Below are 24,684 nucleotides of genomic sequence, written 5' to 3'. Positions count from 1 at the left end.
TTCACTCCCCGCCGCGAAGGATGGAGTTGCCCTCGTGGGTGGCGTCCGGGGAGGTGAGGTCGAGGTTCAGGCGGCCGCTGAGCCCGTAGAAGGCCACGGGGTTGCGCCACAGCACCCGGTCGACCTCGTCGTCGGTGAATCCGGCCGCCAGCAGCGCGTCGCCGACCCGGCGGGTCTTGAGCGGGTCGCTTCTCCCCCAGTCCGCGGCCGAGTTGACCAGCACCTTCTCCGGTCCGTACGCCCGCAGGATCGCGACCATCCGTTCCTCGTCCATCTTGGTGTCGGGATAGACGGAGAAGCCCAGCCAGCAGCCGCTGTCCTTGGCCTCTTTGACGGTGGTCTCGTTGAGGTGGTCGACCAGGACGTGGTCCGGGGGCAGTGCGGACTCCCGGACCACGTCGAGGGTGCGGCGCAGGCCGGCCAGTTTGTCGCGGTGCGGGGTGTGGACGAGCGCGGGCAGCTCGTGGTCGGCGGCGAGCTGGAGCTGGGCGGCCAGGGCGGTGTCCTCGGCAGGGGTCATCGAGTCGTAGCCGATCTCGCCGACGGCCACGACCTGGTCCTTGACGAGATAGCGGGGCAGCTCGTCGAGGACGGGGACACAGCGGGGGTCGTTCGCCTCCTTGGGATTGAGGGCGAGCGTGCAGTGGTGGGCGATGCCGTACTGAGCGGCGCGGAAGGGTTCCCAGCCGAGGAGGGAGTCGAAGTAGTCGAGGAAGGAGGTGGGAGAGGTGCGGGGCTGGCCGAGCCAGAAGGAGGGTTCGACGACGGCGCGGACGCCCGCGGCGTGCATGGCCTCGTAGTCGTCGGTGGTCCGTGACGTCATGTGGATGTGGGGGTCGAAGATGCGCATCAGGACTCCTTGCCGGACGTGCCGGATGCCCGGGGCGAGCCGGAGCTGCCGGACGTGCCAGTGGGGGTGGCCGTGGGGTCGGTCAGGGTCAGGACACGGTGCAGGTCCTCGGGTACGGGACGGCCCGCGGCGGTGCGTTCGTCGGCGTAGTCGGCGAGCATGCGGGCGAGTTCGGCGTCGGCGCGGGCACGCCGGGGCAGCTCGGCCACCTCCGCGACGGGGACGCCGGTGAACAGGCACTTCAGCACGGCGTGGCGCCAGTTGTGGGCGTCGAGGTGGCGGGCGGCGTACGGACCGACGGCGGCGGCGACGAGGCGGGTGTCGTTGGTGCGCAGGGCGTCCTCGACGAGAGGCAGGGCGTCGGGCCCTGCCACCAGGTGGGGCAGCGCGTGCAGGACGGCTCGGCGTTCGGCGGCCGTCCCCTGGCGGTAGACGCGGGCGAGGGCGTTCATGTCGGCGCGGGCGGCGTGCAGGAGGAGCACGCGGGCGGCGTCGGCGTGCTCGGGTCCGCACCGGCGGCCGGCTTCGGCTATCCGTAGCTCCCAGACGGAGATGGGGCCGTGGGCGCCGGGGTGGGCGGCTGCCTCATCGAGGGCGTGGTCGAGCCAGGCGCGGGCGGCTCCGCCGAGGTGGGTGTTCAGGCGGGCGTGCAGCTCGGCGACGACGAGAGGGGTGGGGTTGCTCGCCGGTGCGTGGTGGCTGGGGTGCGGGTGGTTCACGGGATTCTCCCTTCGCGGCCGTGGGGGGTCTCCCGGGCCGCGCGGTGGAGGAATGGGAGGGACTGTTCGGCGAAGTGGGGGCCCGCGTGGGAGTGGCGGGGCAGTTCGACGACGGTGAGCGCCTGGTAGCCGGTGGCGGCCAGGGCTTCGAGTACGGGCGGGAAGTCGATCTCCCCGTCCCCGAAGGGGAGGTGTTCGTGGATGCCGCGTCTCATGTCCTCGATCTGGACGTGGCGCAGCCAGGGAGCGGCGGCCCGTACGCAGTCGGCGGGTGAGAGGGGTTCGAGGCACTGGCAGTGGCCGATGTCGAGGGTGAGGCCGAGGGCGGCCGGGTCGCCCAGTGCTCGGCGGAGGTGGTGGAAATCGGCGAGGGAGGAGAGCAGGTGGCCGGGCTCGGGTTCGACGGCCAGGGGGACTCCGGCGTGGGTGGCGGCGTCCAGCACGGGGGCGAGTGCCTCGGCGAGGCGCTTCCATGCGGTGTCCTCGTCCGTGCCGGCCGGGGTGACTCCGCTGAAGCAGTGCACGGCGTGGGCACCGAGGTCCGCTGCCACCCGCACGGCACGGGTGAGCAGGTCCACGCGGCGGGCGCGGTCCTCCGGATCCGGGTCGAGGAGGGACGGGCCGTGTTTGCGCCGCGGGTCGAGGACATAGCGGGCGCCGGTCTCCACGGTGACCGTGAGGCCGAGCTCATCGAGTCTTCGGGCCACCTTGGCGGTGCGGGCGGCGAGTTCCGGGGCGAGCGGGTCGAGGTGCATGTGGTCGAGGGTCAGACCGACGCCGTCGTAGCCGAGGTCGGCGAGCAGTGCGAGGGCGTCGTCGAGACGGAGGTCGGTGAGGCCGTTGGTGCCGTAGCCGAAGTTGAGGGGGTGGGGGGTCGGGATGGGGACGGTGCCCGGATACGAGGTCGTGCCGGGGCCCGGGGGTGGCGTCGGGCGGGGCTCCGGATGCACGGTCCGGTCCGGGGTGTGGGTCATGTGACGCTCACCTTCCTCGCGAACCTGCGGGCCGCCGGCGCGAGTGCGGCCGTCAGGAGGGCGGTGACGGGGGCGCCCGCGCGGGCGGCGAGGGCGGCCTGGAGGGGGATCATGGCGCGGATTCCGCCACCGACGGCTCGCTGGGTGAGCGGGGGTGAGGGGTTGAGCGCGGCGTGGAGGAGGGGCCGGGCGAAGGTCAGGGCGTAGACGAGGGTGAGGGCTCCGCGGAGGGCGGCTTCTGTGGGGGGCGGGGACGGGTCGGGGCCGGGTGCGGCTCGATTGGGGGTGAACGGGGGCGCGCTGACGGGGACTTGGCTGCTCCTCAGGACCGGGGTCTTGCTGGGTGCTCGGCCGCGCCACAGGACCGGGGTCTTGACGGGTGCTCGGCCGCGCCACAGGAGCGGGACTTCGACGGGAACCCGGCCGCTCCGCGGTACCGGTGGCTCGGTGGGTGCTCGGCCGAATGTCGGCTCCGATGCGACAACACGCCCTGAGTGAGGAGCTGTTGGTATACCCCCTGCGTCCTGTGCTCGTACGGCCACGGGGCGGCGTCCCGGCTGCTCTGCGACTCCCCGGTCGCTCAGCAGCCCCCAGGACAGCGCGCCCGTTGTGGCCAGCGCGGCCAGCGGCGCAACCGAGGAACCGCCTTGCGTCTCCCCTCGGGACACCACGGTCACCGCGAGGGTGTGGGTGGCCAGGGTGAGGGCGGAGGGGAGGGCCTGACGGACGGCCGTACGGCGATGGGTGTGTGGGCCGGGGAGAGAGGCCGTGGCCTGGGTGGCGGGGTCGGTGGTGGTCGCGCCGAGGAGTACGTCCAGGCCTCGGGCGGTGGCCATGGCCACCGGGCCCGCGGGGGTCTGCTTGAGCGCGAGGTCATACGCCCAGATGGTGGCCGCGAGGGGTACGGCGACCGCGAGAGAACGGCCGCCCGCGCGGGCCGCCAGGGCGAGGCCCGCCGCCGTCAGCGCTCCGGCCGCTGCGAGCGCCGCGGCCGGGTGGATACGGCCGGAGGGCAGCGGGCGATGCGGGCGGTCGACGGCGTCCTCGGCGCGGTCGGCCCAGTCGTTGAGGGCCATACCGGCCTCGTACAGACAGACAGAGGAACCGATGGCGAGCAGAGTGCGGGAGTTGGGGCGGGCCCCGACCGCGGCGGCACCCGTGAGTGCGTCTCCGGGGACGGTGAAGAGGGCGGGAAGGCGCAGGAGTTCGGCCCAGGCGCGGGCGCGAGACCGGATGCCGGCCCTGGGCCTGGCACTGGCACCGGCACCGGCACCGGCACCGGCACCGGCACTGGCACTGGCACTGGCACTGGCACCGATCCTGACACTGGCGTCGGATTTGCTGTCGGCTTTGGCGCCGGCACGGGCGTCGCGGCTGGTGCTGACGCCGGTGCCATCCCTGGCCTCGGCACGGGCGTCGGCACTGGTGCTGACGCCGGCACCATCGCCGGCCTCGGCACGGGCGTCGGCACTGGTCCTAGCCCCGGCCACGGCATCGCCACGGGTCCCAGCCACGGCATCGCTAGGGGCCCCAGCCTCGTCTCGCGCCGGCGTTCCGGCACTCACGGCATCGCGCCTTCCCGGCGCGCCCGACTTACCCAAGGCACCCAAACCGCCCACCTCCCCCGCCCCCTTCAACCCACTCAATCGACGCGACCTCACCGGACCCTCCGGACCCACCGGACCTGGTGGACCCACCGGACCTGGTGGACCCGGTGGGCCCACCGAACCCGCCGACCCCACCAAGCCCAGCCACCGCACCAGCCGCCCCCTCACAGCGCCTCCCCCGAGGATTCGCCAAGCGGTCCGGCAAGCCGCCCCGCCAGCCGGGCCAGCGCCGCGTACTGCTCCCCGAGCCCCGCGGGCGCCTCCCCCACCGGGTCCTTGAAGTAGAAGGCCAGTTCGCTCAACGGGCCGGAGAGGCCGACGTCGTGGGCGCGGGAGACCAGGCGGGCGAGGTCGAGGATCAGCGGGGCGGCGAGGGCGGAGTCGCAGCCCTGCCAGGTGGTCTGGAGGATCATGCGGGTGCCCAGGAAGCCGTCGAAGGCGATGTGGTCCCAGGCGGTCTTCCAGTCGCCGAGGGCGGGGACGTCGTCGATGTGGACCTCGCCCTCCGGGGCGGCGCCCAGCGTGTCCGCCAGCACGCGCTCCTTGCCGGCGTTCTTGGCCGCCGCGGCGGCCGGGTCGGCGAGGGAGGCGCCGTCGCCCCCGCCGAGGAGATTCGTGCCGGACCAGGCCCGCACCGTCAGGGCGCGCTGGGCGAACATCGGGCCCAGCACGGAGCGGAGCAGGGTCTGGCCGGTCTTGCCGTCGCGGCCCGCGTAGGGCAGACCGTCGGCCTCGGCGAGGGATGCCAGCGCCGGGTGGTGCAGGCCCGTGGACGGGGTGAAGTTCACGTAGGGGCAGCCGGCGCGCAGGGCAGCGGCCGCGTACAGGGAGCTCGGCGGCAGCGCGTCCCCGGTGGGCGCGGGCTCCGTGGAGGCCACGTTCACCACGACCGCGCGGGCCAGACCGCATCGCCGTACGAAATCCCGTATGTCCGTGGCGAAGGCCTCGATGAGCTCGTCGGGTTCCCGGGTGTCGCCGGGGCCGGGCCCGCCGGGACGGATCTCCCGGTCGGCGGCGGCCAGTTCGGCCGCCACCGCCGACGGGAGGCCGTACGGCAGGACGCCCCCGGCGGCCAGCGCCTCCGCGCGCTTGGGCAGCGGGCAGTCGACCGTGTCGTGGCCGCCGAAGACGAGAGACGACAAGGAGGGCAGGTCGCAGGCGGAGAACATGTCGGACTCGGTGACCATGCCGGTCGGGGCGTGCAGGCCCGCGGTGACGGCCGCGCAGCCCGCGACGACGGTGGTGGCGACGGAGCCGCGTGCTCCGATCAGCCACACCCCCACCCTTGGTTCCGAAAGGACCCTGGGTTCGGAAAGGGACGCGGACATGGGCAGCCTCCTTGTCGTACGTCAACCACGGAGAACAGGAGAAGGAGCAGAGAGGGAGCAGGAGCAGGAGCGGAAATGAAAGTGGAGGTGGAGTTGGAGTTGGAGGTCGAGTTGGAGAGGGGACGAGACGGCGGGCGGGAGTACGGCGTGTCCCGCCCGCCGCCGCTCAGTTGCCCTTCACGGGCAGTTCCTTGATCCGGATGTCGCGGAAGGACACCTCGTCGTCGGATCCGTGGTTCTGGATGCCGACGTGCCCGTCGCGCAGGCTTCGGGCCGGATCGGTGTTGGTGAAATCGTTGATCTTCACGCCGTTGAGCCAGACGCGGAGCCTTTCACCCTCCACGCGGATCTCGTACGTGTTCCACTCGCCGGGCGGGTTCAGCGCGCGGTCGCGCTTCTTGATGTCGGCGGACTGGAAGCTGTACACGGACCCGGTGGTGCGATCGGGAGCGTCGGTCGCGTCGATCTGGACCTCATAGCCGTTGTTCACGGCCGACCACGGGTCGTCGGAGGCCGGGAAGCCCACGAAGACACCGGAGTTGTCGTCTCCGGCGACCTTCCAGTCCAGCTTCAGCGAGTACGAACCAAAGCCGGCACCGGAGGCGGAGTTCGCGTACCAGAGCATCCCCAGCCCGCCGCCCGACGTCAGCGTGCCGTCCTCGCTCAGCGAGAAGGAGCCCGGCCCCGCCTGCCGCCAGGCCGACAGCGACTCGGCCGTGCCGTCGAAGAGCGGCCGGTAGCCGCTCTCCGGGCGACAGTCGGCCTGGGCGTCGCCGACGGCGTACCGGATTCCGCCCAACAGGTGCTCACGGAAGGCGGGTTCGGCGTACGACTCCTTGGTGTGGCCGGCCCCGGTGTAGAAGGCACGGCCGCCCCGGTACTCCTGGCACCAGGCGATCGGATGGTCGCCGCTCATCGTGCCGCCGGTGTAGGAGGACTCGTCGAGCGAGGCCAGGACGTGGGCGTGTTCCCGTGGGTTGGAGCGGTAGTTGTACCACTCGTCGGTACGGTTCCACGCTCGCGCCAGTCCAGAGGTGGCCGGGTGTGCCCGGTCCTCGACGTCGACCGTCGCGGGCTGGATCGCCGGGTGCGACTGGAAGTACGCCCCCGCGAGACCGCCGTAGAAGGCCCAGTCGTACTCGGTGTCGGCGGCCGCGTGGACACCCACATAGCCGCCGCCCCGCTTGATGTACCGCTCGAAGGCGCTCTGTTGGGCGGCGTCGAGGACGTCGCCGGTGGTGGACAGGAAGACGACCGCGCCATAGCGGGCCAGGTTGCGGGAGGTGAAGGCTCCGGCGTCCTCGGTCGCGTCGACACTGAAGCCGCCTGCCACGCCCAACTCTCTTACGGCCGCGATCCCTTCGGGTATCGAGTCGTGCCGGAAGCCGGCGGTCTTGGAGAAGACCAGGACCCGTGTCTCATCGGCCCCCGTCGACGCGGCGCCTTCCGACGCGGCTCCCGTCGACGCGGGTCCCTTCTCCTCGGCTCCCTTCGACGCGGCCGGTCCCGACACGGAGCCGATGAGCACGGCCGCCGCCGCGGCGGACGTCATCACTCGCGCTGGTGCGCGCATCACGGCAACACCCCCTCAGCCGCTCGTCGTGAAGGTGAAGTCGTCCACGTCGTACAGCGCGCCCGCACCGCTCCCCTTGAAGACGAGGTAGAGCGAGGTCGTGCCGCGCGGTGCGCGGGACAGATCGGCGCTGACGTCCTGGAAGGTGTCCCAGCCGCCGGTCACCGGCACGGTGGCCTTGCCCAGCAGCCGGCCGGTCGGGGAGCCCGCGCGGACTTCGAGCGTGCCGCCCGCGCCGGCGGACGAGATACGTGCCGTGATCTTCTGGGCGTTGCCCAGCACGTACGGCGTGAACGAGATCCAGTCGCCGTTGCTGATGTCGCCGACCGTCTCGCCGCCGTGGGCGGTCGCCTTCGACATGACCGTGATCCCCGAGGACGTGCCGAAGTGCTCGGCCTGGCGGTGCTTGGGCTGGACGACGTGCTGGTCGTGGCTGGTCAGCGGAGCCTGGCCGCCGCCACCGGCGTCGGTGTACTCGGCGTCGAATACCCCGAAGATGTTCGCGTCGTCGTCGTGGCCGTCGCCGGCGCCGGTCACGATGGCGCCGGTGCAGCCGTTGGCCGAGGTCAGCACATGGCCGTGACTGTCGTGGCCGAGAATGAAGTTGACCTTCACCTTGGCGCAGTCGATCGTCCTGCCGTCCTCCGGGTCGGTGACCTTCACCTTGAACGGCACCGTGTCACCGAAGCTGAACAGCTGCCCGTCCTGCGGCAGTTGGAGTGTCACCGTGGGCGCGGTGTTGCCGACCACGATCTGCACGCTCGAACTACCCGTCCGGCCGGTCGGGTCCTTGGCGGTCAGTGTCGCCGTGTAGGTGCCGTTGTTCTTGTACTTGTACGTCGGGTTCGCCGCGGTCGAGGTGCCGCCGTCGCCGAAGTCCCAGCTGTAGGTGAGGGCGTCACCGTCGGCGTCGGTCGAACCAGCCGAGGAGAACTTCACCTTCAGCTTCGCCTGCCCCGAGGTGCGGTCGGCGGTGGCCTGCGCGACCGGGGAGTGGCCGTCGGTGGCGTTCTCGATCCGGTACAGGCCCGAGTGCTCGTCGCCGCCGAACCAGGCGGTGCCGTAGTCGAGGACGTACAGCGCTCCGTCAGGGCCGAACGCCATGTCCATCACCTGGGTGCCCGTCCAGGGGATGTCGTTGATGGACTGCACGGCGCCGCTCGCGTCCGACTCGATCCGCTTGATCCAGCGGCGGCCGAACTCACCCGCGAAGAAGTCGCCGTCGTACGCCTCCGGGAACTTCACGGGCGAGTCGAGCGAGGCGTCGTAGTGGTAGACCGGGCCGCCCATCGGGGACTCCGAGCCGTCGCCGAACTCCGGGACGGACGCGCCGTCGTAGGGGATCCAGGCGGCCTGGGCCGGGGGCAGGTCCGTGAGACCGGTGTTGTGGGGCGAGGTGTTCTTGGGGGCGGCGCAGTCGAAGGCGGCGCCCGAGGTGCCGGTGGCGAAGTCGTAGTCCACGTAGGCGTCGTTGTCGCCGGTGCAGTACGGCCAGCCGAAGTTGCCGGGGGCGGTGACGCGCGCGAACTCGACCTGTCCCGCGGGACCTCGCGTCGGGTCGGCGGCGCCGGCGTCCGGGCCGTACTCGCCGACGTACAGGATGCCCGTCGCCTTGTCGACGCTGAAGCGGAACGGGTTGCGGAAGCCCATCGCGTAGATCTCGGGGCGCGTCTTGTCCGTGCCGGGCGCGAAGAGGTTGCCGTCCGGGATGGAGTACGAGCCGTCGGCGTTCACCTTGATGCGCAGGATCTTGCCGCGCAGGTCGTTGGTGTTGCCGGCCGAACGCTGGGCGTCGAAGGCCGGGTTGCGGTCGGCGCGCTCGTCGATGGGCGTGAAGCCCTGCGACTGGAAGGGGTTGGAGTCGTCGCCGGTCGACAGATAGAGGTTGCCGGCCGCGTCGAAGTCGATGTCGCCGCCGACGTGGCAGCAGATGCCGCGGGAGGCCTGCACGTCGAGGATCTTCGTCTCGCTCGCGTTGTTCAGGGTGCCGTCGGCGTTCAGGACGAACCGCGAGAGGCGGTTGACGCCGTCGAAGGGGGCGAAGTCGGCGGCCGTGCCGGTCTCGGGGGCGTCGCCCGCCGGGGTGTTCAGCGGGGGCGCGTAGTAGAGGTAGATGAATCGGTTCTGCGCGAACCCGGGGTCGAGGCCGACGCCCTGGAGGCCCTCCTCGTCGTGCGAGTACACGGCGATCTTGCCGGCGAGTTTGGTGTTGCCCGCCTTGTCGGTGAGGCGGAGTTCGCCGTCGCGTGAGGTGTGCAGGACCGAGCTGTCCGGGAGCACGGCGAGCGACATGGGCTCGCCGACCTCGGGCTCGCCCTTGGCGAGGGTGACCTGCTGGAAGTCCTCGGCAGCGGCGGTGACTTCGGCGGGGTCGGCGACGGCTGCGCCGGCCGATGGCGACGTGAGGGTGAGCGAGGCGGCCGCCAGGATCGCGCCGCTCAGCAGGGCGAGTGCCCCGCGGAGCCTCGGGCGTCTGATGCGGCTTCCGTTCTTCCTGTTACTGGCCTTACGGGCGTACGGGTGCACGAAATGCCTCCATGAAGGGGCTGGTCGTACGGGCGGGTGCCGCGGTGCGGCGATACGCCGGGGTGCGCCGTCACCCCGGAACCTTGAAAGATGTGAACCGCGCGACGAGAACGCCGCGAGGTGAACTGGGTTGTGCGGCCTAGTCGTTGCCGCCGAACGCCGCGTCGAACGAAGCCGACGGCGGATCGAAGTCGTATGCCTTGAGGCGGGTCAGGGCCTCCGGTGCGCCCTGGAGCCGGTCCATCCCGGCGTCCTCCCACTCCACGGAGATGGGACCCGTGTAGTCGATGGAGCGCAGCATGCGGAACACGTCCTCCCAGGGGACGTCGCCGTGGCCGGCGGAGACGAAGTCCCAGCCGCGCCGCGGGTCACCCCAGGGCAGGTGTGAGCCGAGGCGGCCGTTGCGGCCGTCGAGCCGCTTGCGGGCCTCCTTGCAGTCCACGTGGTAGATCCGGTCGCGGAAGTCGTAGAGGAAGCCGACCGGGTCGAGGTCCTGCCACACGAAGTGCGAGGGGTCGAAGTTGAGGCCGAAGGCGGGACGATGGTCAACCGCCTCCAGTGCCTTGTGAGTTGTCCAGTAGTCGTACGCGATCTCGCTCGGGTGGACCTCGTGCGCGAACCGCACGCCCTGCGCGTCGAAGACGTCCAGGATCGGATTCCAGCGTTCGGCGAAGTCCTCGTATCCGCGCTCGATCATCGACTCGGGCGCGGGCGGGAACATCGCGACCAGGTGCCAGATGGCGGAGCCAGTGAAGCCGATGACGGTGTCGACTCCGAAGGCGGCTGCCGCGCGTGCGGTGTCGGCGATCTCGGCGGCGGCCCGCTGCCGTACGCCTTCACCGTCGCCGTCGCCCCAGATGCGGGCGGGCAGGATGCCCTTGTGGCGTTCGTCGATGATGGCGTCACAGACGGCCTGGCCGACCAGGTGGTTGGAGATCGCCCAGCACTTGAGGCCGTACTTGTCGAGGAGCGCGTGCCGGGACTCGATGTAGGTCGGGTCCGCGAGCGCCTTGTCTACCTCAAAGTGGTCGCCCCAGCAGGCGAGTTCGAGTCCGTCGTAGCCGAAGTCGCGGGCCAGTCGGCAGACTTCCTCAAGGGGCAGGTCGGCCCACTGGCCGGTGAAGAGTGTGAAGGTACGCGGCATCGTTAAAGGCCTCCTCGAACCGCTATGGGCGTATGGACCGCTGTCGGTGTGTAGACGGAGTTCTTCTCGGCGCTCTCCTCCACCGCCGCCAGCACGCGCTGCACCTGCAGCCCGTCGGTGAAGGAGGGCACGGGACGCCGGCCGGCCGCGATGGCCTGCACCAGGTCGCGGGCCTGGTGCACGAAGCTGTGCTCGTAGCCGAGGCCGTGGCCCGGCGGCCACCAGGCGTCCAGGTAGGGGTGTTCGGGCTCGGTGACGAGGATGCGGCGGAAGCCCGCGTACGAGCCGGGCTCGGTGTGGTCATGGTAGGAGAGTTCGTTGAGGCGTTCCAGGTCGAAGGCCAACGAGCCCTGCTCGCCGTTGAGTTCGATGCGCAGCGCGTTCTTGCGGCCGGTCGCGAACCGGGTGGCCTCGAAGGAGGCGAGGGCGCCGGAGGCGAAGCGGCCGGTGAAGAGGGCGGCGTCGTCGACGGTGACCGTGCCGATGCCTCCGCCGGTTTCCGAGGCCGCCGACAGGCCGCTCGTCGTCCCGCCGGGCAGCGGCCGCTCCCGTACGAACGTCTCGGTGAGCGCGGAGACCCCGACGACCGGCTCCCCCGCCAGATACTGCGCGAGGTCGATGATGTGGGCTCCCAGGTCGCCGAGCGCTCCCGAGCCCGCGACCTCCTTGCGCAGCCGCCAGGTGAGCGGGAACTCCGGGTCCACCAGCCAGTCCTGAAGGTACGTCACCCGCACGTGCCGCAGGGCGCCCAGTCGTCCCTCGGCGACCATCGAGCGGGCGAACGACGTCGCGGGCAGCCGACGGTAGTTGAAGCCGACCATGGCCAACTGCCCGCGCTGCTCAGCTGCTTCGGCGGCCTCCGTCATCGCCTCCGCCTCGGCGACGGTGTTCGCGAGCGGCTTCTCGCACAGCACGTGCTTGCCGGCCTCCAGGGCGGCGATGGCGATCTCGGCGTGGGTGTCGCCGGGGCTGCAGATGTCGACGACGTCGACGTCGTCCCGGGCGATCAGCGCACGCCAGTCGGTCTCGGCCGCCGCCCAGCCGTGCCGGTCCGCCATGGCCCGGACGGCTTCGCCGTCACGGCCGCAGACGGCTGCGAGGACCGGTCGGCGCGGCAGGTCGAATACGTGGCCGACAGTGCGCCAGCCCTGGGAGTGGGCGGCGCCCATGAAGGCGTAACCGACCATGCCCACGCCCAATGGCGGCTTCGCGGCTTCGGCGTCCGCCGACGCCCCGGCGGCTGCCTCGGCCTCGTCGCCCTGGTGCGGCTGTCCCATGCGGATGTCCTCCTCGTGGTCGTAACACGGTGGGGGGTGAGGGCCTGCTCCCTGGGCGGGACCCTGGAGGCCTGAGCCAACGGCCGGCCTCCGGAGGCCCGACCCGAGAGCGGGCCCGGAAGACCTGATCCGTGGGCCAGGCCCCGGAAACCTGACCCCAGAGCCGACCCCGAAGACCTGATCCATGGACCAGGCCCCCGAAACCCGACCCCAGAGCCGACCCCGAAGACCTGATCCATGGACCAGGCCCCCGAAACCCGACCCCAGAGCCGGGCACGGGCGCGCGGCGCGGCACTCGCGCACGGCGCGGGCCACCGAAGGCCCGATCCGTGGGCCGGCCCCTGGAGACCCGATCCGGGAGCCAGACTCCGAAGACCTGGTCCATGGGCCACGCTCCGAAGACCTGGTCCATGGGCCACGCTCCGAAGACCTGGTCCATGGGCCAGACTCCGGAGACCCGGTCCCTGGGCCGGGCCCCTGCCTGCCGGCCGCCTCACTTGAAGCCGGTGGCCATGTACTGGCCGACGTTCTCCTTGTCGACGACGGCCGAGTAGAGCGTCAGGGAGGCGGGGATCTCGAACTCGGCGAGGCCGCCGATGCCCTTGCTCTGGCCGAGCGCGCGGGCGAGGTCGATGGCGGAGGCGGCCATGGTCGGCGGGTAGAGGACGGTGGCCTTGAGGACGCCGTCGTCCGATTCGATGGCCTGCATGGCGGAGAGCGCGCCCGCGCCGCCGACCATCAGGAAGTCGTCCCGCCCGGCCTGCTCGATGGCGCGCAGGGCGCCGACTCCCTGGTCGTCGTCGTGGTTCCACAGTGCGTCGAAGTCCGACTGGGCCTGGAGGAGTTGGGACATCTTCGCCTGTCCCGACTCGACGGTGAACTCGGCGGCCTGCCGGGCGACCTTCCTGATGTTCGGGTAGTTCTTCAGGGCCGCGTCGAAGCCCTGGGTGCGCTGCTGGGTCAGTTCCAGATTGTCGAGCCCGGCGAGTTCGATGACCTTGGCGCCCTGCTTGTCCTTGAGCTTCTCGCCGATGTAGTTGCCGGCGTTGAGACCCATGCCGTAGTTGTCGCCGCCTATCCAACAGCGGTAGGCCTGTGGGGAGTTGAAGATCCGGTCGAGGTTGACGACCGGGATCCCCGCGCGCATGGCCTTCAGGCCCACCTGGGTGAGCGCCTTGCCGTCGGCGGGCAGGATGACCAGGACGTCGACCTTCTTGTTGATCAGGGTCTCGATCTGGCCGATCTGGGCCGCCGTGTCGTTGGAGCCCTCGGTGATCTCCAGCGTCACGTCCGAGTACTTCTCGGCACGGCTCTTGGCGTTGTCGTTGATCGCGTTGAGCCAGCCGTGGTCGGCCTGCGGCCCGGCGAACCCGATCGTCACCTCCTTGCCGGGGGTGTCGGAGGCGGCCGGCTGGTCGTTCGCCGCGGGGTTGTCGTCGGACTCGTTGCTGGTGCACCCGGCGAGCAGGACGCCGGCCCCGACGGCGGCGGTCCCGAAGAGCAGTCCCCTGCGGCTCGTGAGCTCTGGCATGGCGGTGGACCCTTCCCTCAAGTCGTGCTTGCGGTACGGCGCTGGACGAGCACGGCGGCCACGATGATCGCGCCCTTGGCGATCTGCTGGACGTCGCTCTGCAGGTTGTTGAGCGCGAAGATGTTGGTGATCGTGGTGAAGATCAGGACGCCGAGCACCGAGCCGACGATGGTGCCGCGGCCCCCGGTGAGCAGGGTGCCGCCGATGATCGCGGCCGCGATGGCGTCGAGTTCGTAGAGGTTTCCGTTGGTGTTCTGGCCCGATCCGGACAGGATGATCAGCAGGAAGGCGGCGATGCCGCAGCACAGTCCGGAGAGCAGATACAGGTACAGCCGCTGCCGTCGTACGTCGATGCCCGCGAGCCGTGCCGCCTCCGCGTTGCCGCCGACGGCTACCGTGCGGCGGCCGAAGGTGGTGCGGTTGAGCAGCAGCCAGCCGATGATCGTGACGACGGCGAAGACCATGACCAGCGGCGGTACACCGAGCACGTACGAGTCCCGCTCGCCGAGCTTCAGGATGCCGTCGATGGAGACGATCTGGGTTTTCCCGTCGGTGATCTGTAGTGCCAGTCCGCGGGCCGAGGCGAGCATGGCCAGCGTCGCGATGAACGGGACCATCGCGCCGTACGCGATGAGCATTCCGTTGACCAGACCGCAGCCGACGCCGACGAGGACGGCCGTGAAGAGGACGCCCGCGAAACCGAAGTCCTGGGTGGCGACCGTGGTCGCCCACACCGAGGAGAGGGCGACGATCGCGCCGACCGACAGGTCGATGCCGCCCGAGGTGATGACGAAGGTCATGCCGACGGTGACGACCCCGATCACCGAGGCCTGGGTGAGGACGAGTTGGAGGTTGCGGGTGTCGAGGAACTCCTCGGGTTTGGTGATGCCGCCGATGATGATCAGGGCGGCGAGTACCCCGAGGAGGGAGAGCGTACGGACGTCGGCGCGGGCCGCGACCGTCCGCCACGGGCTTGTCCGGTCCACCGGCGGGACCTTGCGGGTGTCACCGGGCCTGGGAGGTGACGCTGGCTGCGTCATGACGTTGACGTTCCTTCCATGACGAGGTCGAGGACGCGGTGTTCGTCGAGCTCCCGGGCCGGGGCCGTGTGGACGACCCGCCCCTCGCGCAGGACGAGCACCCGGTCGGCGAGGCCGAGCACTTCGGGCACTTCGCTGGAGACCAGCAGGACGGCGAGGCCCTCGTCGGCGAGGCGCCGGATGACGGCGTAGAGCTCGGCGCGGGCGCCGACGTCGACGCCTCGGGTCGGCTCGTCGAGCAGCAGCACCCGGCAGCCGCGCAGCAGCCAGCGTGCGAGGACCGCCTTCTGCTGGTTGCCGCCGGACAGCGTCCGGATCGGCACGGACGGGTTGTCCGGGCGCAGGGACAGCTCGCGGGTCGCCGAACGCGCCGCGGCGCGTTCGGCGCCGCGGTCGATCCAACCGGCGCGGGAGAAGCGGGACATGGAGGACACCGACACATTGCGGGTGACGGACTCCAGCATCAGCAGGGCCTGCGCCTTGCGCTCCTCGGGGGCGAGCCCGAGCCCGGCGCGGACGGCGGCGCGCACGCTGCCGGGTCGCAACACCCGCCCGTCGACGATGACTTGGCCCTGCGACGCCTTGCGCGCCCCGTAGATCGTCTCCAGGATCTCGGAGCGCCCGGAGCCCACGAGCCCGGCCAGTCCGACGATCTCGCCGGGCCGCAGATCGAGGTCGAGGGACTCGAACTCCCCCGCACGGGCCAGGCCTTGGACCTGGAGAATCGGTTCACCAGGAGGCCGTGTCACAGGCCTGTCCGGGAAGACGTACTCGACGTTGCGGCCCGTCATCAGCGCCACCACCTCGCGCGTCGGTGTGGACTTCGCGGGCAGCCCGCCCGCCACCGCACGCCCGTCCTTCAGCACGGTCACGCGGTCGCCGATGCGGCGGATCTCCTCCAGGCGGTGCGAGATGTAGACGACGGCGACGCCGTCCGCGGTGAGGTCTCCGACGATGCGGAAGAGGTTGTCGACCTCGTCGGGGTCGAGGGCGGCGGACGGCTCGTCCATGACGATGAGCCGTACGTCGTGGGAGAGCGCCCGCGCCATGGACACGATCTGCTGCTGGGCTGCCGACAGTTCACCGACGAGCCGCGCCGGATCGATCTCGGAGTGCCCAAGTCTTCTGAGGAGGGCAGCCGTTGACTCCTTCGCCGCCTTCCCTCGTACGACGAAACCGGCGGCCGTGGGCTCATGCCCGAGGTGCACGTTCTCGGCCACCGACAGGCCCTCCACCAGGTCGAGTTCCTGGTAGATGGTGGCGATGCCGAGGCGCATGGCGGCGATCGGCGACCGGAGGGTGACGTGGTCGCCGCGCCAGCCGATGGTGCCGTCGTCGGGCTGGTGGGCGCCGGCCAGGACCTTGATCAGCGTGGACTTTCCGGCGCCGTTCTGGCCGAGCAGACAGTGCACCTCGCCGGCCTGGACGTCGAGGTCGACACCGTCGAGGGCCCGGACTCCGGGGAACGATTTGGTGATGCCGGACATGGTGAGCAGCGGTGGTTCTGGTGCCATGACGGTTCCCTTTGGCAGGCGTGCGGGCCGGTTGCAGGGCGGTGCGCGTGCGGAGCAGGCGTGTTTCGGGCAGGGCAGAGCAGGGCGCTGTGCTGGTGATCCGTTGAACCGAGAGTGGTTACGCGGGTGAGAACAGGTGGTCGCTGATGAGCCGGGCACCGCCGATGACTCCGGCGGTCGGGCCCAACTCACCCAGCACGATGGGGAGATTGCCGGTCGCCAGGGGCAGCGACTGGCGGTAGACCTGGGTACGGATCGCGGCGAGCAGGGTGTGGCCGAGACCCGTCACCCCACCGCCGATCACCACCAGGCCCGGATTGAAGAAGCTGACAAGGCCGGCGATGACCTGACCGGTACGGTTTCCGCCCTCGCGGATCAGGTCGAGCGCGGTGGCGTCGCCCGCGGCGGCCGCGGCGGCGACATCGACCGCGCTCAGGCTGCCGTTCGCCTCAAGACGGGTCGCGAGGTCCGTGGAAAGTCCCTGCTGGGCGGCGTCCGTGGCATCGCGGGCGAGCGCGGCACCGCTGAAGTGGGCTTCCAGGCAGCCCCGGTTGCCGCAGGCGCACGGACGGCCGTCGGGCACGGCCTGGATGTGCCCGATGTCGCCCGCGCTTCCCGTCGTACCGCGGTAGACCTCGCCGCCGACGACGATGCCGCAGCCGATGCCGGTACCGATCTTGACGCAGAGGAAGTCGCCCACGGAGCGTGCGACGCCCGCGTGCTGCTCCCCCATGGCCATCAGGTTCACGTCGTTGTCGACCATGACCGGGCAGCCGAGATCCTGGCTGAGCGCCTCCCGGACCGGGAAGCCGTCCCAGCCGGGCATGATCGGCGGCGCGACGGGGATGCCCTCGGGGAACCGGACGGGTCCCGGTACGCCGATTCCGGCGCCGTCGAACCCTTCCGCCAGCCCCGACGCCCTCAACTTGGCCGCCATGGCGAGGACTTGCTCGAAGACCGCGACCGGGCCCTCGCGTACGTCCATGGGCTGGTTGATGTGCCCGAGTACTTCCAGCTCGGCGTTGGTGACGGCCACGTCGATCGAGGTCGCGCCGATGTCGACGCCCAGGAAGCGCAGCGCCGGTGCGAGCCGGATGTTGTGGGAGCGACGGCCACCGCGGGAGGCGGCCAGTCCGTCGGCGACCACGAGGCCGGTCTCCAGGAGCCGGTCCACCTCGACGGCCAGCTTCGACCGTGAGAGGTCGATCTGATCGCCCAGCTGGGCACGGGAGTTGGGGCCGCCGTCACGCAACAGCCGCAGCAGCCGCGCCTGGTGCGCGTTGGCGGGTCGTGCCGTCATACGTCTCACGAGCCCCTCCCCGCCTCAATTGGCTTGCGTCCGCCAGTTCCGGCCACCTCGCCGGGTCTGCTTTCGAGTGGAACGTAGCAGCGGCTGCCTGGGGTGGGAAGAAGTCGCGCAGAGATTGCTGCCAACTTTCTCCACTGACAGGACAAAGAAGGGTCCGCGGGCATGCAAAACGGGCCACAGCCAGGGCTGTGACCCGCTCTCCCGGTGTCCGGATCCCGTCCGGGCTACTTCTCCCGCTCGTGGTACATCTTCCGCGTGTGCTCGGTGTGGGTGCGCATGACCGCCGTGGCACGCTGCTCGTCACGGTCCGCTATCGCCGCTATCAACTCGCGGTGCTCGATCCAGGACTGACGGCCACGCTGGCGGGCGATCGGTGTGTAATACCAGCGGACGCGCCGGTCGACCTGCGCGGCCAGCTCGGCGAGGACGGTGTTTCCCGCGAGTTCCATGACCGTCGCGTGGAGCCGGGCGTTCGTCGCGACCGCGGTGTCCACGTCGTCGGCGGCGACCGCACGCTCACCCTCCGCGCACAGTGCCTCGAGGGTGGCGATGGCCTCGGGACCCGCGTTGGCGGCGGCGAGCCGGGCGGCCTCGGCCTCCAGGAGCGTACGGACCGTCAGGAGCTGGTCCGCCTCCTCCTCGGTCGGCTCGTGCACGAAGGCGCCCTGGGCGGGCCGCAGATCGACCCATCCCTCGGTGCTGAGCCGCTGCAGGGCCTCGCGCACGGGCTGCCGGGACACCCCGAGGTGCCTGGCGAGTTCGCTCTCGACGAGGTGCTGGCCCGGTGCCAGGGCGCGGGTGGTGATGAGTTCGAGCAGCGCTTCGTAGACACGGTCGCGCAACGGGCCGGGCCGTTCGAGCTTGGGCACCGCTCCCTGCGGCAGTCCTGTCGACAACATCACGGTCCCCTCCTGGGCAGCGTTGTCGCTGCATTGCGAAAGGCAATTATGAATTGTCTTTCGCCTACAGTCTACGGCGCACAAAGGCCAGCAGGCACGGGAGTTGGGCTCGGCACACCATCATGCCGGGGGCTGTTCACGGGCAACGGACGACCTGTCCGGCGTACGACAGGTTCCCACCGAAGCCGAACAGCAGTACCGGGTCCCCCTTGGAGAGTTCTCCGCGCTCCACGAGCTTGGAGAAGGCAAGCGGAATACTAGCCGCCGATGTGTTCCCCGATTCGACGACGTCACGGGCGACGACGGCGTTGACCGCGCCGATCTTCTCGGCGAGGGGCTCGATGATGCGCAGGTTCGCCTGGTGCAGGACGAGCCCTGCGAGGTCCTCGGGAGCGAGTCCCGCGCGTTCGCAGGCCTTGCGGGCGATGGCCGGGAGCTGGGTCGTCGCCCAGCGGTAGACGCTCTGGCCCTCCTGCGCGAAGCGGGAGGGCGTCCCCTCGATCCGCACCGCGTTGCCCATTTCGGGGACCGAGCCCCACAGCACCGGGCCGATCCCCGGTTCGTCGGAAGCCTCGACCACGGCGGCGCCCGCCCCGTCGCCGACGAGCACACAGGTCGTACGGTCGCTCCAGTCCGCCACGTCGGACATCTTGTCGGCGCCGATGACCAGGGCCCGGGTCGCGGCGCCCGCGCGTACGGCGTGGTCCGCGGTGGCCAGCGCGTGGGTGAAGCCCGCACAGACGACGTTGATGTCCATCGCGGCCGGCGAGGGGATGCCCAGCCGGTTGGCGACGCGGGCGGCCATGTTCGGGGAGCGGTCGATCGCCGTGGAGGTGGCGACCAGGACCAGGTCGATGTCGCTCGGGGTCAGGCCCGCCGCGGCGAGCGCCTTGGCGGCGGCGTACGCGGCCAGCTCGTCGACGGGCTCGTCGGGCCCGGCGATGTGCCGTGTGCGGATGCCCACCCGGCTTCTGATCCACTCGTCGCTGGTGTCGACCAGGCCCGCCAGGTCCTCATTGGTGAGTACCTTGGCGGGCTGGTAGTGACCGACGGCGGCGATCCGTGAGCCGTTCATGGGTGGGTCCCCCTCGTTGCCTTGGGTAGCGGGATCCTCCAGTGTGATCAGTGACCCATGGGTACGACGGCAAGTGATGCCACAGGATTGGGGCGCCAGGCTTGTCGGCTTCTGTCAGCCCCCGGGACACCCGAACAGTCATCCCGTGAACAGCTGGGTCGCCTTCTGTACGAGTTCGTACACCCCGTAGACGAGCGGCGCGCCCACCCAGAGCCAGGCGAAGGCGATCAGCGGCCGCCGGTCGGGCGGGCTGTCGCCGGTCGTGTCAGGCGGACTGCTGCTGGACATCGGTGGCCTCCCTGGGTGCGGGAATGTGGTGCCGGACGTGGACGGGTCGTACGAGCTCGTTGGCCACGAAGCCGACGACGAGCAGGCCGATCATGATCAGGAACGACGTGCCGTAGAGCGCTGAGCCGGACTTGCCCGCCTCCTCCTGCCGGTCGGCGATCCAGTTCACGATCAGCGGGCCGAGCACGCCCGCGGTGGACCAGGCGGTGAGCAGGCGGCCGTGGATCGCGCCGACCTGGTAGGTGCCGAAGAGGTCCTTCAGATAGGCGGGGATGGTCGCGAAGCCGCCGCCGTAGAAGGAGAGGATCACCAGCGCGCAGAGGATGAACAGCGGCTTGGACGAGTCTCCGAACCAGGCGATGGTCGCGTACATCAGGGCGCCGACGCCGAGGTAGACGCGGTAGATGTTCTTGCGTCCGATCAGGTCGGACGTCGAGGACCAGCCGATACGGCCCGCCATGTTGGCCGCGGAGAGCAGCGCGACGAATCCGGCGGCGGCCGAGACGGACACAGGTGTGGAGGAGTCCGCGAAGAAGTCCGTGATCATCGGGGCGGCCTTCTCCAGGATGCCGATGCCCGCGGTCACGTTCATGCAGAGGATCACCCACAGGCACCAGAACTGCGGGGTGCGTACGGCGTTCCGGGCGGAGACCTGCACTCCGTCGAGGGAGCTGGGGCCGGCGGCGACGGGCTTCTCGCTGCGCGGCACGCGGACCAGCAGCACGCCGAGCGACATGAAGACGGCGTACGTCAGCCCGTGCACCAGGAAGGCGAGCGCGATCCCGGAGGAGTCGGAGCCGAAGGACTCCAGCATCTGCGCGGACCACGGCGAGGCGATCAGCGCGCCGCCGCCGAAGCCCATGATCGCGATGCCGGTGGCCATGCCGGGCCTGTCCGGGAACCACTTGATCAGGGTCGATACGGGCGAGATGTAGCCGATGCCGAGGCCGATGCCACCGACGAATCCGTAGCCGAACACGATCAGCCAGTACTGCTCGGTGGCGGCGCCGAGCGCGGCGATCAGGAAGCCGGAGGAGAAGCAGACGAGGGCGACGGTCATCGCCCAGCGCGGCCCGTTGCGCTCCACGAGCGTGCCGCCGAACGCGGCGGACAGACCGAGCATGACGATGCCGAGCTGGAAGGGCAGCGCGCTCTGGGTGCCGCTGAGGCCGAGCGCGGATTCGAGCGGCGGCTTGAAGACGCTCCAGGCGTAGGCCTGGCCGATGGAGAGGTGGACGGACAGGGCCGCCGGCGGGACGAGCCAGCGGCTCCAGCCTGGGGGTGCGACAGGGGGGCTCATGATCCCAAACGATAGGAAGCGGTTGCTCGTTGGGGAAGCCGGGCGGCAGAAACGCGTCGACGGTATGCGGTGAGCGGTATCCCTGACGCGACGAACGGCAGCCGGGGTCCGACGAACGGTTTACGCCACCGTGATCGCGCCAACGGTCCGAGCACACGCGAACCGCGGCCCAACGCGACTGAAGCGCCTCGCAAAAGCCGTGCAAAGGCAGCGTTGTCGGCCCCCCACGTGCTGTCCCAGCCCTTGCCGCCCATCATTCCATCCTGTAGACAATATTTCGTCGACAGAGTTCGGCAGTTCCTCGGTACCCTCGACCGAACGGAGCGCCACACAGTGAAAGTCGCAGTTCTGGGCGCCGGTGCGATCGGCGCCTACGTCGGCGCCGCGCTGCACCGCGCAGGCGCCGATGTGCACCTCGTCGCCCGTGGACCGCATCTCGCGGCCATGAGGCAGCACGGAGTCCGCGTGCTCAGCCCCCGCGGTGACTTCACCGCGCGTGCCCACGCCACCGACGACCCGGCCGACATCGGTCCGGTCGACTACGTCTTCCTGGGTCTCAAAGCCAACTCGTACGCGGCGTGCGGGCCGCTGATCGAGCCACTGCTGCACGACAAGACAGCGGTCATCGCCGCTCAGAACGGCATCCCCTGGTGGTACTTCCACCAGCACGGCGGGCCGCACGACGGCCACCGTCTGGAGAGTGTGGACCCCGACGGCGCGGTCAGTGCGGTGCTCGCGCCCGAACGGGCCATCGGATGCGTGGTATATGCCGCAACGGAGCTGGAAGGGCCGGGAGTTGTCCGGCATCTGGAAGGCACCCGGTTCTCCATCGGTGAGCCGGACCGGTCCACCTCCGAGCGCTGTCGGGCGTTCAGCGAGGCCATGGTGGAGGGCGGGCTCAAGTGTCCGGTCGAGCAGGACCTGCGCAATGACATCTGGCTCAAGCTGCTCGGCAACATCTCCTTCAACCCGATCAGCGCGCTGTCCCGGGCGACGATGCGGCAGATGTGCCTGCACGGCGGCACACGCAAGGTCATCGAGATCATGATGGCCGAGACGCTCGCGGTCGCGGAGGCCCTCGGCTGCAAGGTGGGCATCTCCATCGAGCGGCGGCTGGCCGGCGCGGAGCGCGTCGGCGACCACCGCACCTCCACGCTCCAGGACCTGGAGCGCGGCAAGCCGCTCGAACTCGACGTGCTGCTCGCGGCCGTCGTGGAGCTGGCGGAGATCACCGAGGTCCCGGTGCCGACACTCCGCACGGTGCACGCCATCTCGGATCTGCTCGCGCTGCGGACCGCCGCATGAGCAGACCCGAACCGCAGCTCCACACCAGGCCGGTACGTCCACCGGTCCTGGACGTCGACAGCGACATCGCGCTGGCCCACGCGGTCGGCCGCGAGATCATCCGCGCGGGCCTCGCCGACCATGCCTTCATCGAGAGCGCCACGAGCGGTTTCGAGGAGTACAGACAGCTGGTCGAACCGTGGACACCGTCGCTGGCCGCGAAGGTGACGGGCGTACCGGCGTCCGCCGTACGGCAGTTGGCGCAGTCGTACGCCCGGCAGGACCGGGCGTACGGCAGCGCCGAGCAGCCTGACGGCGACGGCTCGGAGCACGCTCGCGCGCTGGCCAACCTGTCACTGCTGACGGGGCGCTCGGGCGTGGGCGGCGGTCGCCGGGCGGCCTTCGAGCTCGTCCGGCACGACCCGCCCGTCGGCCTGACGGACGAGCGCTACCCGATCCGGCTCACCACGGGTCGCCGTCTGGGCGGCGGCGGTGCCAGGCCGCCACGGCACCGCAGTGAGTACGTAGAGCTGTGCCCGGAGGACGCCGAGCGTTACGGCGTGGTCGTGGGCGAGCAGGTCAGGGTCGCCTCGCGGCAGGGCTCGGTGGTGGCACCCGTATGGGTGGACACCGAGCTGCGGCCCGGGCTGGCCTTCATGGCGGCAGCGCACGTTCCCGACGAGGTGGACACCGGCCTGCTGGCGACCGGGACGAACAGTCCCATCGCCGGTACGGCGGAATTCACCGCGTCGGCGGTCCGGATCGAGCGGCTGCCGGCCGTGACCGGGCCCCCGGCGGACGAGGGGGTGGAGTGGGCCGCCCCCTGATCGCGCGGGTGCAGGACAATGGCCGGGTGAAGGTCACCCGGCCGTACGACGGTCCGGCGACTCACGGCAACCTCCACAGCAAGGGCCGCTCAGGCCACCAGTACGGACAGAACCGGGGCTGATCAACATGGGACGAGTGACGGAACGACGCAAGGTGCTCCGTATCCGCGACGGGGCGGTCTCCACCCGGCCGGACACACTCGTCGCCGAGGAGCCTCTGGAGATCCGGCTCAACGGCAAACCCCTCGCCATCACGATGCGCACCCCCGGTGACGACTTCGCGCTGGCGGCGGGCTTCCTCGTCAGCGAGGGGGTCCTTGGCCGGGCGGACGAGCTCGCCAACATCGTGTACTGCGCGGGCGCCACGGTGGACGGCTCCAACACGTACAACATCGTCGACGTGCGGACGGCGCCGGGCCTCGTGATGCCCGACATCACGCTCGAACGCAATGTGTACACGACGTCCTCCTGCGGTCTGTGCGGCAAGGCGAGCCTGGACGCGGTCCGTACGACGGCCCGCTGGACCATCAACGACACTCCCCCGGTGCGGCTGGAGCCCGAGCTCCTCGCCCTCCTCCCCGACCGGTTGCGGGCGGCGCAGCAGGTCTTCGACCGGACCGGGGGTCTGCACGCGGCGGCGCTCTTCACCGAGGAGGGCGAGCTCGTCGACGTACGGGAGGACGTGGGCCGGCACAACGCGGTCGACAAGCTGGTCGGCCGCGCCCTGCAGAACGGCACGCTGCCGCTGTCCCGGACCGTACTTCTGGTCTCGGGGCGGGCCTCCTTCGAGCTGGCGCAGAAGGCGGTGATGGCGGGCATTCCGGTGCTCGCGGCGGTTTCGGCCCCGTCGTCCCTCGCGGTCGACCTGGCCGCGGAGACGGGCCTGACACTGGTCGGGTTCCTGCGCGGCGCCTCCATGAACGTGTACGCGGGCGAGCACCGCATCGCCCTGCAGGCCGCGGCCGCCCAGGGCTGACCGGCTTTCCCGCGTCACGGCGGCGGGGCCTCTACCGGCGGGGAGCGCCCCCTGCGCCGGAGAGGCCCCGCCTCAGCCTCAGCTCCACTCCTAGGTGAACCGCACCTCCGCGGAGGTCACCACCGTGCCCAGGCGCGGGAAATTCAGGCTCACCGCCGCCTCGTGCTCGGGGGCGGTGAGAGCGGCCATGGCGTCCTCGACGAAGACGAGGTCGTAGCCGAGGTCGCCGGCCGCGCGGGCGGTGGACTCGACGCCCAGGTTGGTGGCGACGCCGCCGAACACCAGGGTGGTGACGGCGCGTTCACGCAGGCGCTCGTCCAGCCCGGTGCCCTGGAAGGCGCCGATCGTCCGCTTCACGATCTCCACATCACCCTCCGTCGCAAGCCCGGCGACGAGTTCACTGCCGGGCGGCTGCCGGGGAATCCCGGGCCGCTCCACCCGGACGAGCACGACGGGCGCTCCCACCGTGCGGAACGCGGCCGCCAACTCCTCGGCCACTGCGAGGACTTCGGTCCCCTTGCGGGGTTCCAGGGGCAGCCCGACGATGCGGTCCATCAGATCGACGAGCACCAGCGCGGTGTGAGTGGGGTCGAGGGCGAGCCTGGGTTCGGCTTGGGGTGCGTTCATGACGGAACGTTAGCCC

General features: G+C 70.8%; 20 protein-coding genes and 1 pseudogene. 3 read left to right on the top strand and 18 right to left on the bottom strand.

What is annotated here, in order from left to right; translation table 11 throughout:
• Window position 1: 1 nt before the first annotated feature.
• The 17 genes from ACFVKT_RS00300 to ACFVKT_RS00220 all read right to left on the bottom strand — a co-directional run bounded on the left by ACFVKT_RS00300 (window position 2) and on the right by ACFVKT_RS00220 (window position 20,954).
• Window positions 2-850 (bottom strand): TatD family hydrolase, encoded by an 849-nt coding sequence (locus tag ACFVKT_RS00300; protein ID WP_385725958.1) that lies wholly within the window; start codon window positions 848-850, stop codon window positions 2-4.
• A complete protein-coding gene (locus tag ACFVKT_RS00295; RefSeq protein ID WP_385725956.1) occupies window positions 850-1,569 on the bottom strand; it encodes an EboA domain-containing protein in 720 nt (239 codons plus the stop codon). Before ACFVKT_RS00295 ends, ACFVKT_RS00300 begins: the two co-directional genes overlap by 1 nt.
• Window positions 1,566-2,543 carry a sugar phosphate isomerase/epimerase family protein gene (locus ACFVKT_RS00290; RefSeq protein WP_385725954.1) on the bottom strand — a complete coding sequence of 326 codons (978 nt, stop codon included), beginning with the start codon at window positions 2,541-2,543 and terminating at the stop codon, window positions 1,566-1,568. The genes ACFVKT_RS00295 and ACFVKT_RS00290 overlap by 4 nt, the downstream gene beginning before the upstream one ends.
• Entirely contained in the window at window positions 2,540-4,057 is a 1,518-nt protein-coding gene (locus tag ACFVKT_RS00285; RefSeq protein ID WP_385725953.1) for an SCO3242 family prenyltransferase, read from the bottom strand. Before ACFVKT_RS00285 ends, ACFVKT_RS00290 begins: the two co-directional genes overlap by 4 nt.
• A gap of 257 nt (window positions 4,058-4,314) precedes the next feature.
• On the bottom strand, window positions 4,315-5,478 hold the full coding sequence (locus ACFVKT_RS00280; protein ID WP_385725951.1) for an inositol-3-phosphate synthase: 1,164 nt from the start codon (window positions 5,476-5,478) through the stop codon (window positions 4,315-4,317).
• A 166-nt stretch (window positions 5,479-5,644) separates the two neighbouring features.
• On the bottom strand, window positions 5,645-7,051 hold the full coding sequence (locus ACFVKT_RS00275; RefSeq protein ID WP_385725949.1) for a ThuA domain-containing protein: 1,407 nt from the start codon (window positions 7,049-7,051) through the stop codon (window positions 5,645-5,647).
• Window positions 7,052-7,066: 15 nt separating this feature from the next.
• Entirely contained in the window at window positions 7,067-9,577 is a 2,511-nt protein-coding gene (locus tag ACFVKT_RS00270) for a PQQ-dependent sugar dehydrogenase (RefSeq protein ID WP_385725947.1), read from the bottom strand.
• A 139-nt stretch (window positions 9,578-9,716) separates the two neighbouring features.
• Window positions 9,717-10,721, bottom strand: coding sequence for a sugar phosphate isomerase/epimerase family protein (locus ACFVKT_RS00265; RefSeq protein WP_385725945.1), 1,005 nt, complete (start codon window positions 10,719-10,721; stop codon window positions 9,717-9,719).
• Window positions 10,722-10,723: 2 nt separating this feature from the next.
• Entirely contained in the window at window positions 10,724-11,998 is a 1,275-nt protein-coding gene (locus tag ACFVKT_RS00260; protein ID WP_385725943.1) for a Gfo/Idh/MocA family protein, read from the bottom strand.
• A 493-nt stretch (window positions 11,999-12,491) separates the two neighbouring features.
• Window positions 12,492-13,529, bottom strand: a complete 1,038-nt coding sequence (locus ACFVKT_RS00255) for a substrate-binding domain-containing protein (protein WP_385725941.1) — start codon at window positions 13,527-13,529, stop codon at window positions 12,492-12,494.
• 17 nt (window positions 13,530-13,546) lie between these two features.
• Window positions 13,547-14,569, bottom strand: coding sequence for an ABC transporter permease (locus ACFVKT_RS00250; protein WP_385725939.1), 1,023 nt, complete (start codon window positions 14,567-14,569; stop codon window positions 13,547-13,549).
• Window positions 14,566-16,083, bottom strand: coding sequence for a sugar ABC transporter ATP-binding protein (locus ACFVKT_RS00245; RefSeq protein ID WP_385725937.1), 1,518 nt, complete (start codon window positions 16,081-16,083; stop codon window positions 14,566-14,568). The genes ACFVKT_RS00250 and ACFVKT_RS00245 overlap by 4 nt, the downstream gene beginning before the upstream one ends.
• Window positions 16,084-16,201: 118 nt before the next feature.
• Entirely contained in the window at window positions 16,202-17,383 is a 1,182-nt protein-coding gene (locus ACFVKT_RS00240) for an ROK family protein (protein WP_385725935.1), read from the bottom strand.
• A 233-nt stretch (window positions 17,384-17,616) separates the two neighbouring features.
• Complete coding sequence (locus ACFVKT_RS00235; protein WP_385728060.1) at window positions 17,617-18,291, bottom strand: GntR family transcriptional regulator; 675 nt, start codon at window positions 18,289-18,291, stop codon at window positions 17,617-17,619.
• Window positions 18,292-18,427: 136 nt separating this feature from the next.
• Window positions 18,428-19,366, bottom strand: coding sequence for a beta-ketoacyl-ACP synthase III (locus tag ACFVKT_RS00230; RefSeq protein ID WP_385725933.1), 939 nt, complete (start codon window positions 19,364-19,366; stop codon window positions 18,428-18,430).
• A gap of 138 nt (window positions 19,367-19,504) precedes the next feature.
• Window positions 19,505-19,654 carry a hypothetical protein gene (locus ACFVKT_RS00225; protein ID WP_385725931.1) on the bottom strand — a complete coding sequence of 50 codons (150 nt, stop codon included), beginning with the start codon at window positions 19,652-19,654 and terminating at the stop codon, window positions 19,505-19,507.
• On the bottom strand, window positions 19,632-20,954 hold the full coding sequence (locus tag ACFVKT_RS00220; protein ID WP_385725929.1) for an OFA family MFS transporter: 1,323 nt from the start codon (window positions 20,952-20,954) through the stop codon (window positions 19,632-19,634). Before ACFVKT_RS00220 ends, ACFVKT_RS00225 begins: the two co-directional genes overlap by 23 nt.
• Before the next feature lie 333 nt (window positions 20,955-21,287).
• Here ACFVKT_RS00220 and ACFVKT_RS00215 point away from each other — a divergent pair, with 333 nt between their 5' ends.
• The 3 genes and pseudogenes from ACFVKT_RS00215 to fdhD all read left to right on the top strand — a co-directional run bounded on the left by ACFVKT_RS00215 (window position 21,288) and on the right by fdhD (window position 24,041).
• Window positions 21,288-22,259 (top strand): 2-dehydropantoate 2-reductase, encoded by a 972-nt coding sequence (locus ACFVKT_RS00215; protein ID WP_385725927.1) that lies wholly within the window; start codon window positions 21,288-21,290, stop codon window positions 22,257-22,259.
• A gap of 47 nt (window positions 22,260-22,306) precedes the next feature.
• Window positions 22,307-23,065 (top strand): annotated as a pseudogene (locus ACFVKT_RS00210) (molybdopterin dinucleotide binding domain-containing protein); the annotation flags it as partial.
• 127 nt (window positions 23,066-23,192) lie between these two features.
• A complete protein-coding gene (fdhD, locus tag ACFVKT_RS00205) occupies window positions 23,193-24,041 on the top strand; it encodes a formate dehydrogenase accessory sulfurtransferase FdhD (RefSeq protein WP_385725925.1) in 849 nt (282 codons plus the stop codon).
• Window positions 24,042-24,131: 90 nt separating this feature from the next.
• Here fdhD and ACFVKT_RS00200 read toward each other — a convergent pair whose 3' ends face one another.
• Window positions 24,132-24,668 carry an isochorismatase family protein gene (locus ACFVKT_RS00200; RefSeq protein ID WP_385725924.1) on the bottom strand — a complete coding sequence of 179 codons (537 nt, stop codon included), beginning with the start codon at window positions 24,666-24,668 and terminating at the stop codon, window positions 24,132-24,134.
• Window positions 24,669-24,684: the final 16 nt, after the last annotated feature.

Origin of the sequence: Streptomyces sp. NPDC127595 (assembly GCF_042671685.1) — a bacterium.
In the GTDB taxonomy this organism is placed as follows: Bacteria; Actinomycetota; Actinomycetes; order Streptomycetales; family Streptomycetaceae; genus Streptomyces.
This window is presented reverse-complemented; position numbering and strand designations above follow the sequence as displayed.

What these genes read in the sequence shown, in the direction of transcription:
- ACFVKT_RS00300 (WP_385725958.1), bottom strand. Translation starts at nt 850, where the DNA reads ATGCGCATCTTCGACCCCCACATCCACATGACGTCACGGACCACCGAC.
- ACFVKT_RS00290 (WP_385725954.1), bottom strand. Translation starts at nt 2,543, where the DNA reads ATGACCCACACCCCGGACCGGACCGTGCATCCGGAGCCCCGCCCGACG.
- ACFVKT_RS00280 (WP_385725951.1), bottom strand. Translation starts at nt 5,478, where the DNA reads ATGTCCGCGTCCCTTTCCGAACCCAGGGTCCTTTCGGAACCAAGGGTG.
- ACFVKT_RS00275 (WP_385725949.1), bottom strand. Translation starts at nt 7,051, where the DNA reads ATGCGCGCACCAGCGCGAGTGATGACGTCCGCCGCGGCGGCGGCCGTG.
- ACFVKT_RS00265 (WP_385725945.1), bottom strand. Translation starts at nt 10,721, where the DNA reads ATGCCGCGTACCTTCACACTCTTCACCGGCCAGTGGGCCGACCTGCCC.
- ACFVKT_RS00260 (WP_385725943.1), bottom strand. Translation starts at nt 11,998, where the DNA reads ATGGGACAGCCGCACCAGGGCGACGAGGCCGAGGCAGCCGCCGGGGCG.
- ACFVKT_RS00255 (WP_385725941.1), bottom strand. Translation starts at nt 13,529, where the DNA reads ATGCCAGAGCTCACGAGCCGCAGGGGACTGCTCTTCGGGACCGCCGCC.
- ACFVKT_RS00250 (WP_385725939.1), bottom strand. Translation starts at nt 14,569, where the DNA reads ATGACGCAGCCAGCGTCACCTCCCAGGCCCGGTGACACCCGCAAGGTC.
- ACFVKT_RS00245 (WP_385725937.1), bottom strand. Translation starts at nt 16,083, where the DNA reads ATGGCACCAGAACCACCGCTGCTCACCATGTCCGGCATCACCAAATCG.
- ACFVKT_RS00240 (WP_385725935.1), bottom strand. Translation starts at nt 17,383, where the DNA reads ATGACGGCACGACCCGCCAACGCGCACCAGGCGCGGCTGCTGCGGCTG.
- ACFVKT_RS00235 (WP_385728060.1), bottom strand. Translation starts at nt 18,291, where the DNA reads ATGTTGTCGACAGGACTGCCGCAGGGAGCGGTGCCCAAGCTCGAACGG.
- ACFVKT_RS00230 (WP_385725933.1), bottom strand. Translation starts at nt 19,366, where the DNA reads ATGAACGGCTCACGGATCGCCGCCGTCGGTCACTACCAGCCCGCCAAG.
- ACFVKT_RS00225 (WP_385725931.1), bottom strand. Translation starts at nt 19,654, where the DNA reads ATGTCCAGCAGCAGTCCGCCTGACACGACCGGCGACAGCCCGCCCGAC.
- ACFVKT_RS00220 (WP_385725929.1), bottom strand. Translation starts at nt 20,954, where the DNA reads ATGAGCCCCCCTGTCGCACCCCCAGGCTGGAGCCGCTGGCTCGTCCCG.
- fdhD (WP_385725925.1), top strand. Translation starts at nt 23,193, where the DNA reads ATGGGACGAGTGACGGAACGACGCAAGGTGCTCCGTATCCGCGACGGG.
- ACFVKT_RS00200 (WP_385725924.1), bottom strand. Translation starts at nt 24,668, where the DNA reads ATGAACGCACCCCAAGCCGAACCCAGGCTCGCCCTCGACCCCACTCAC.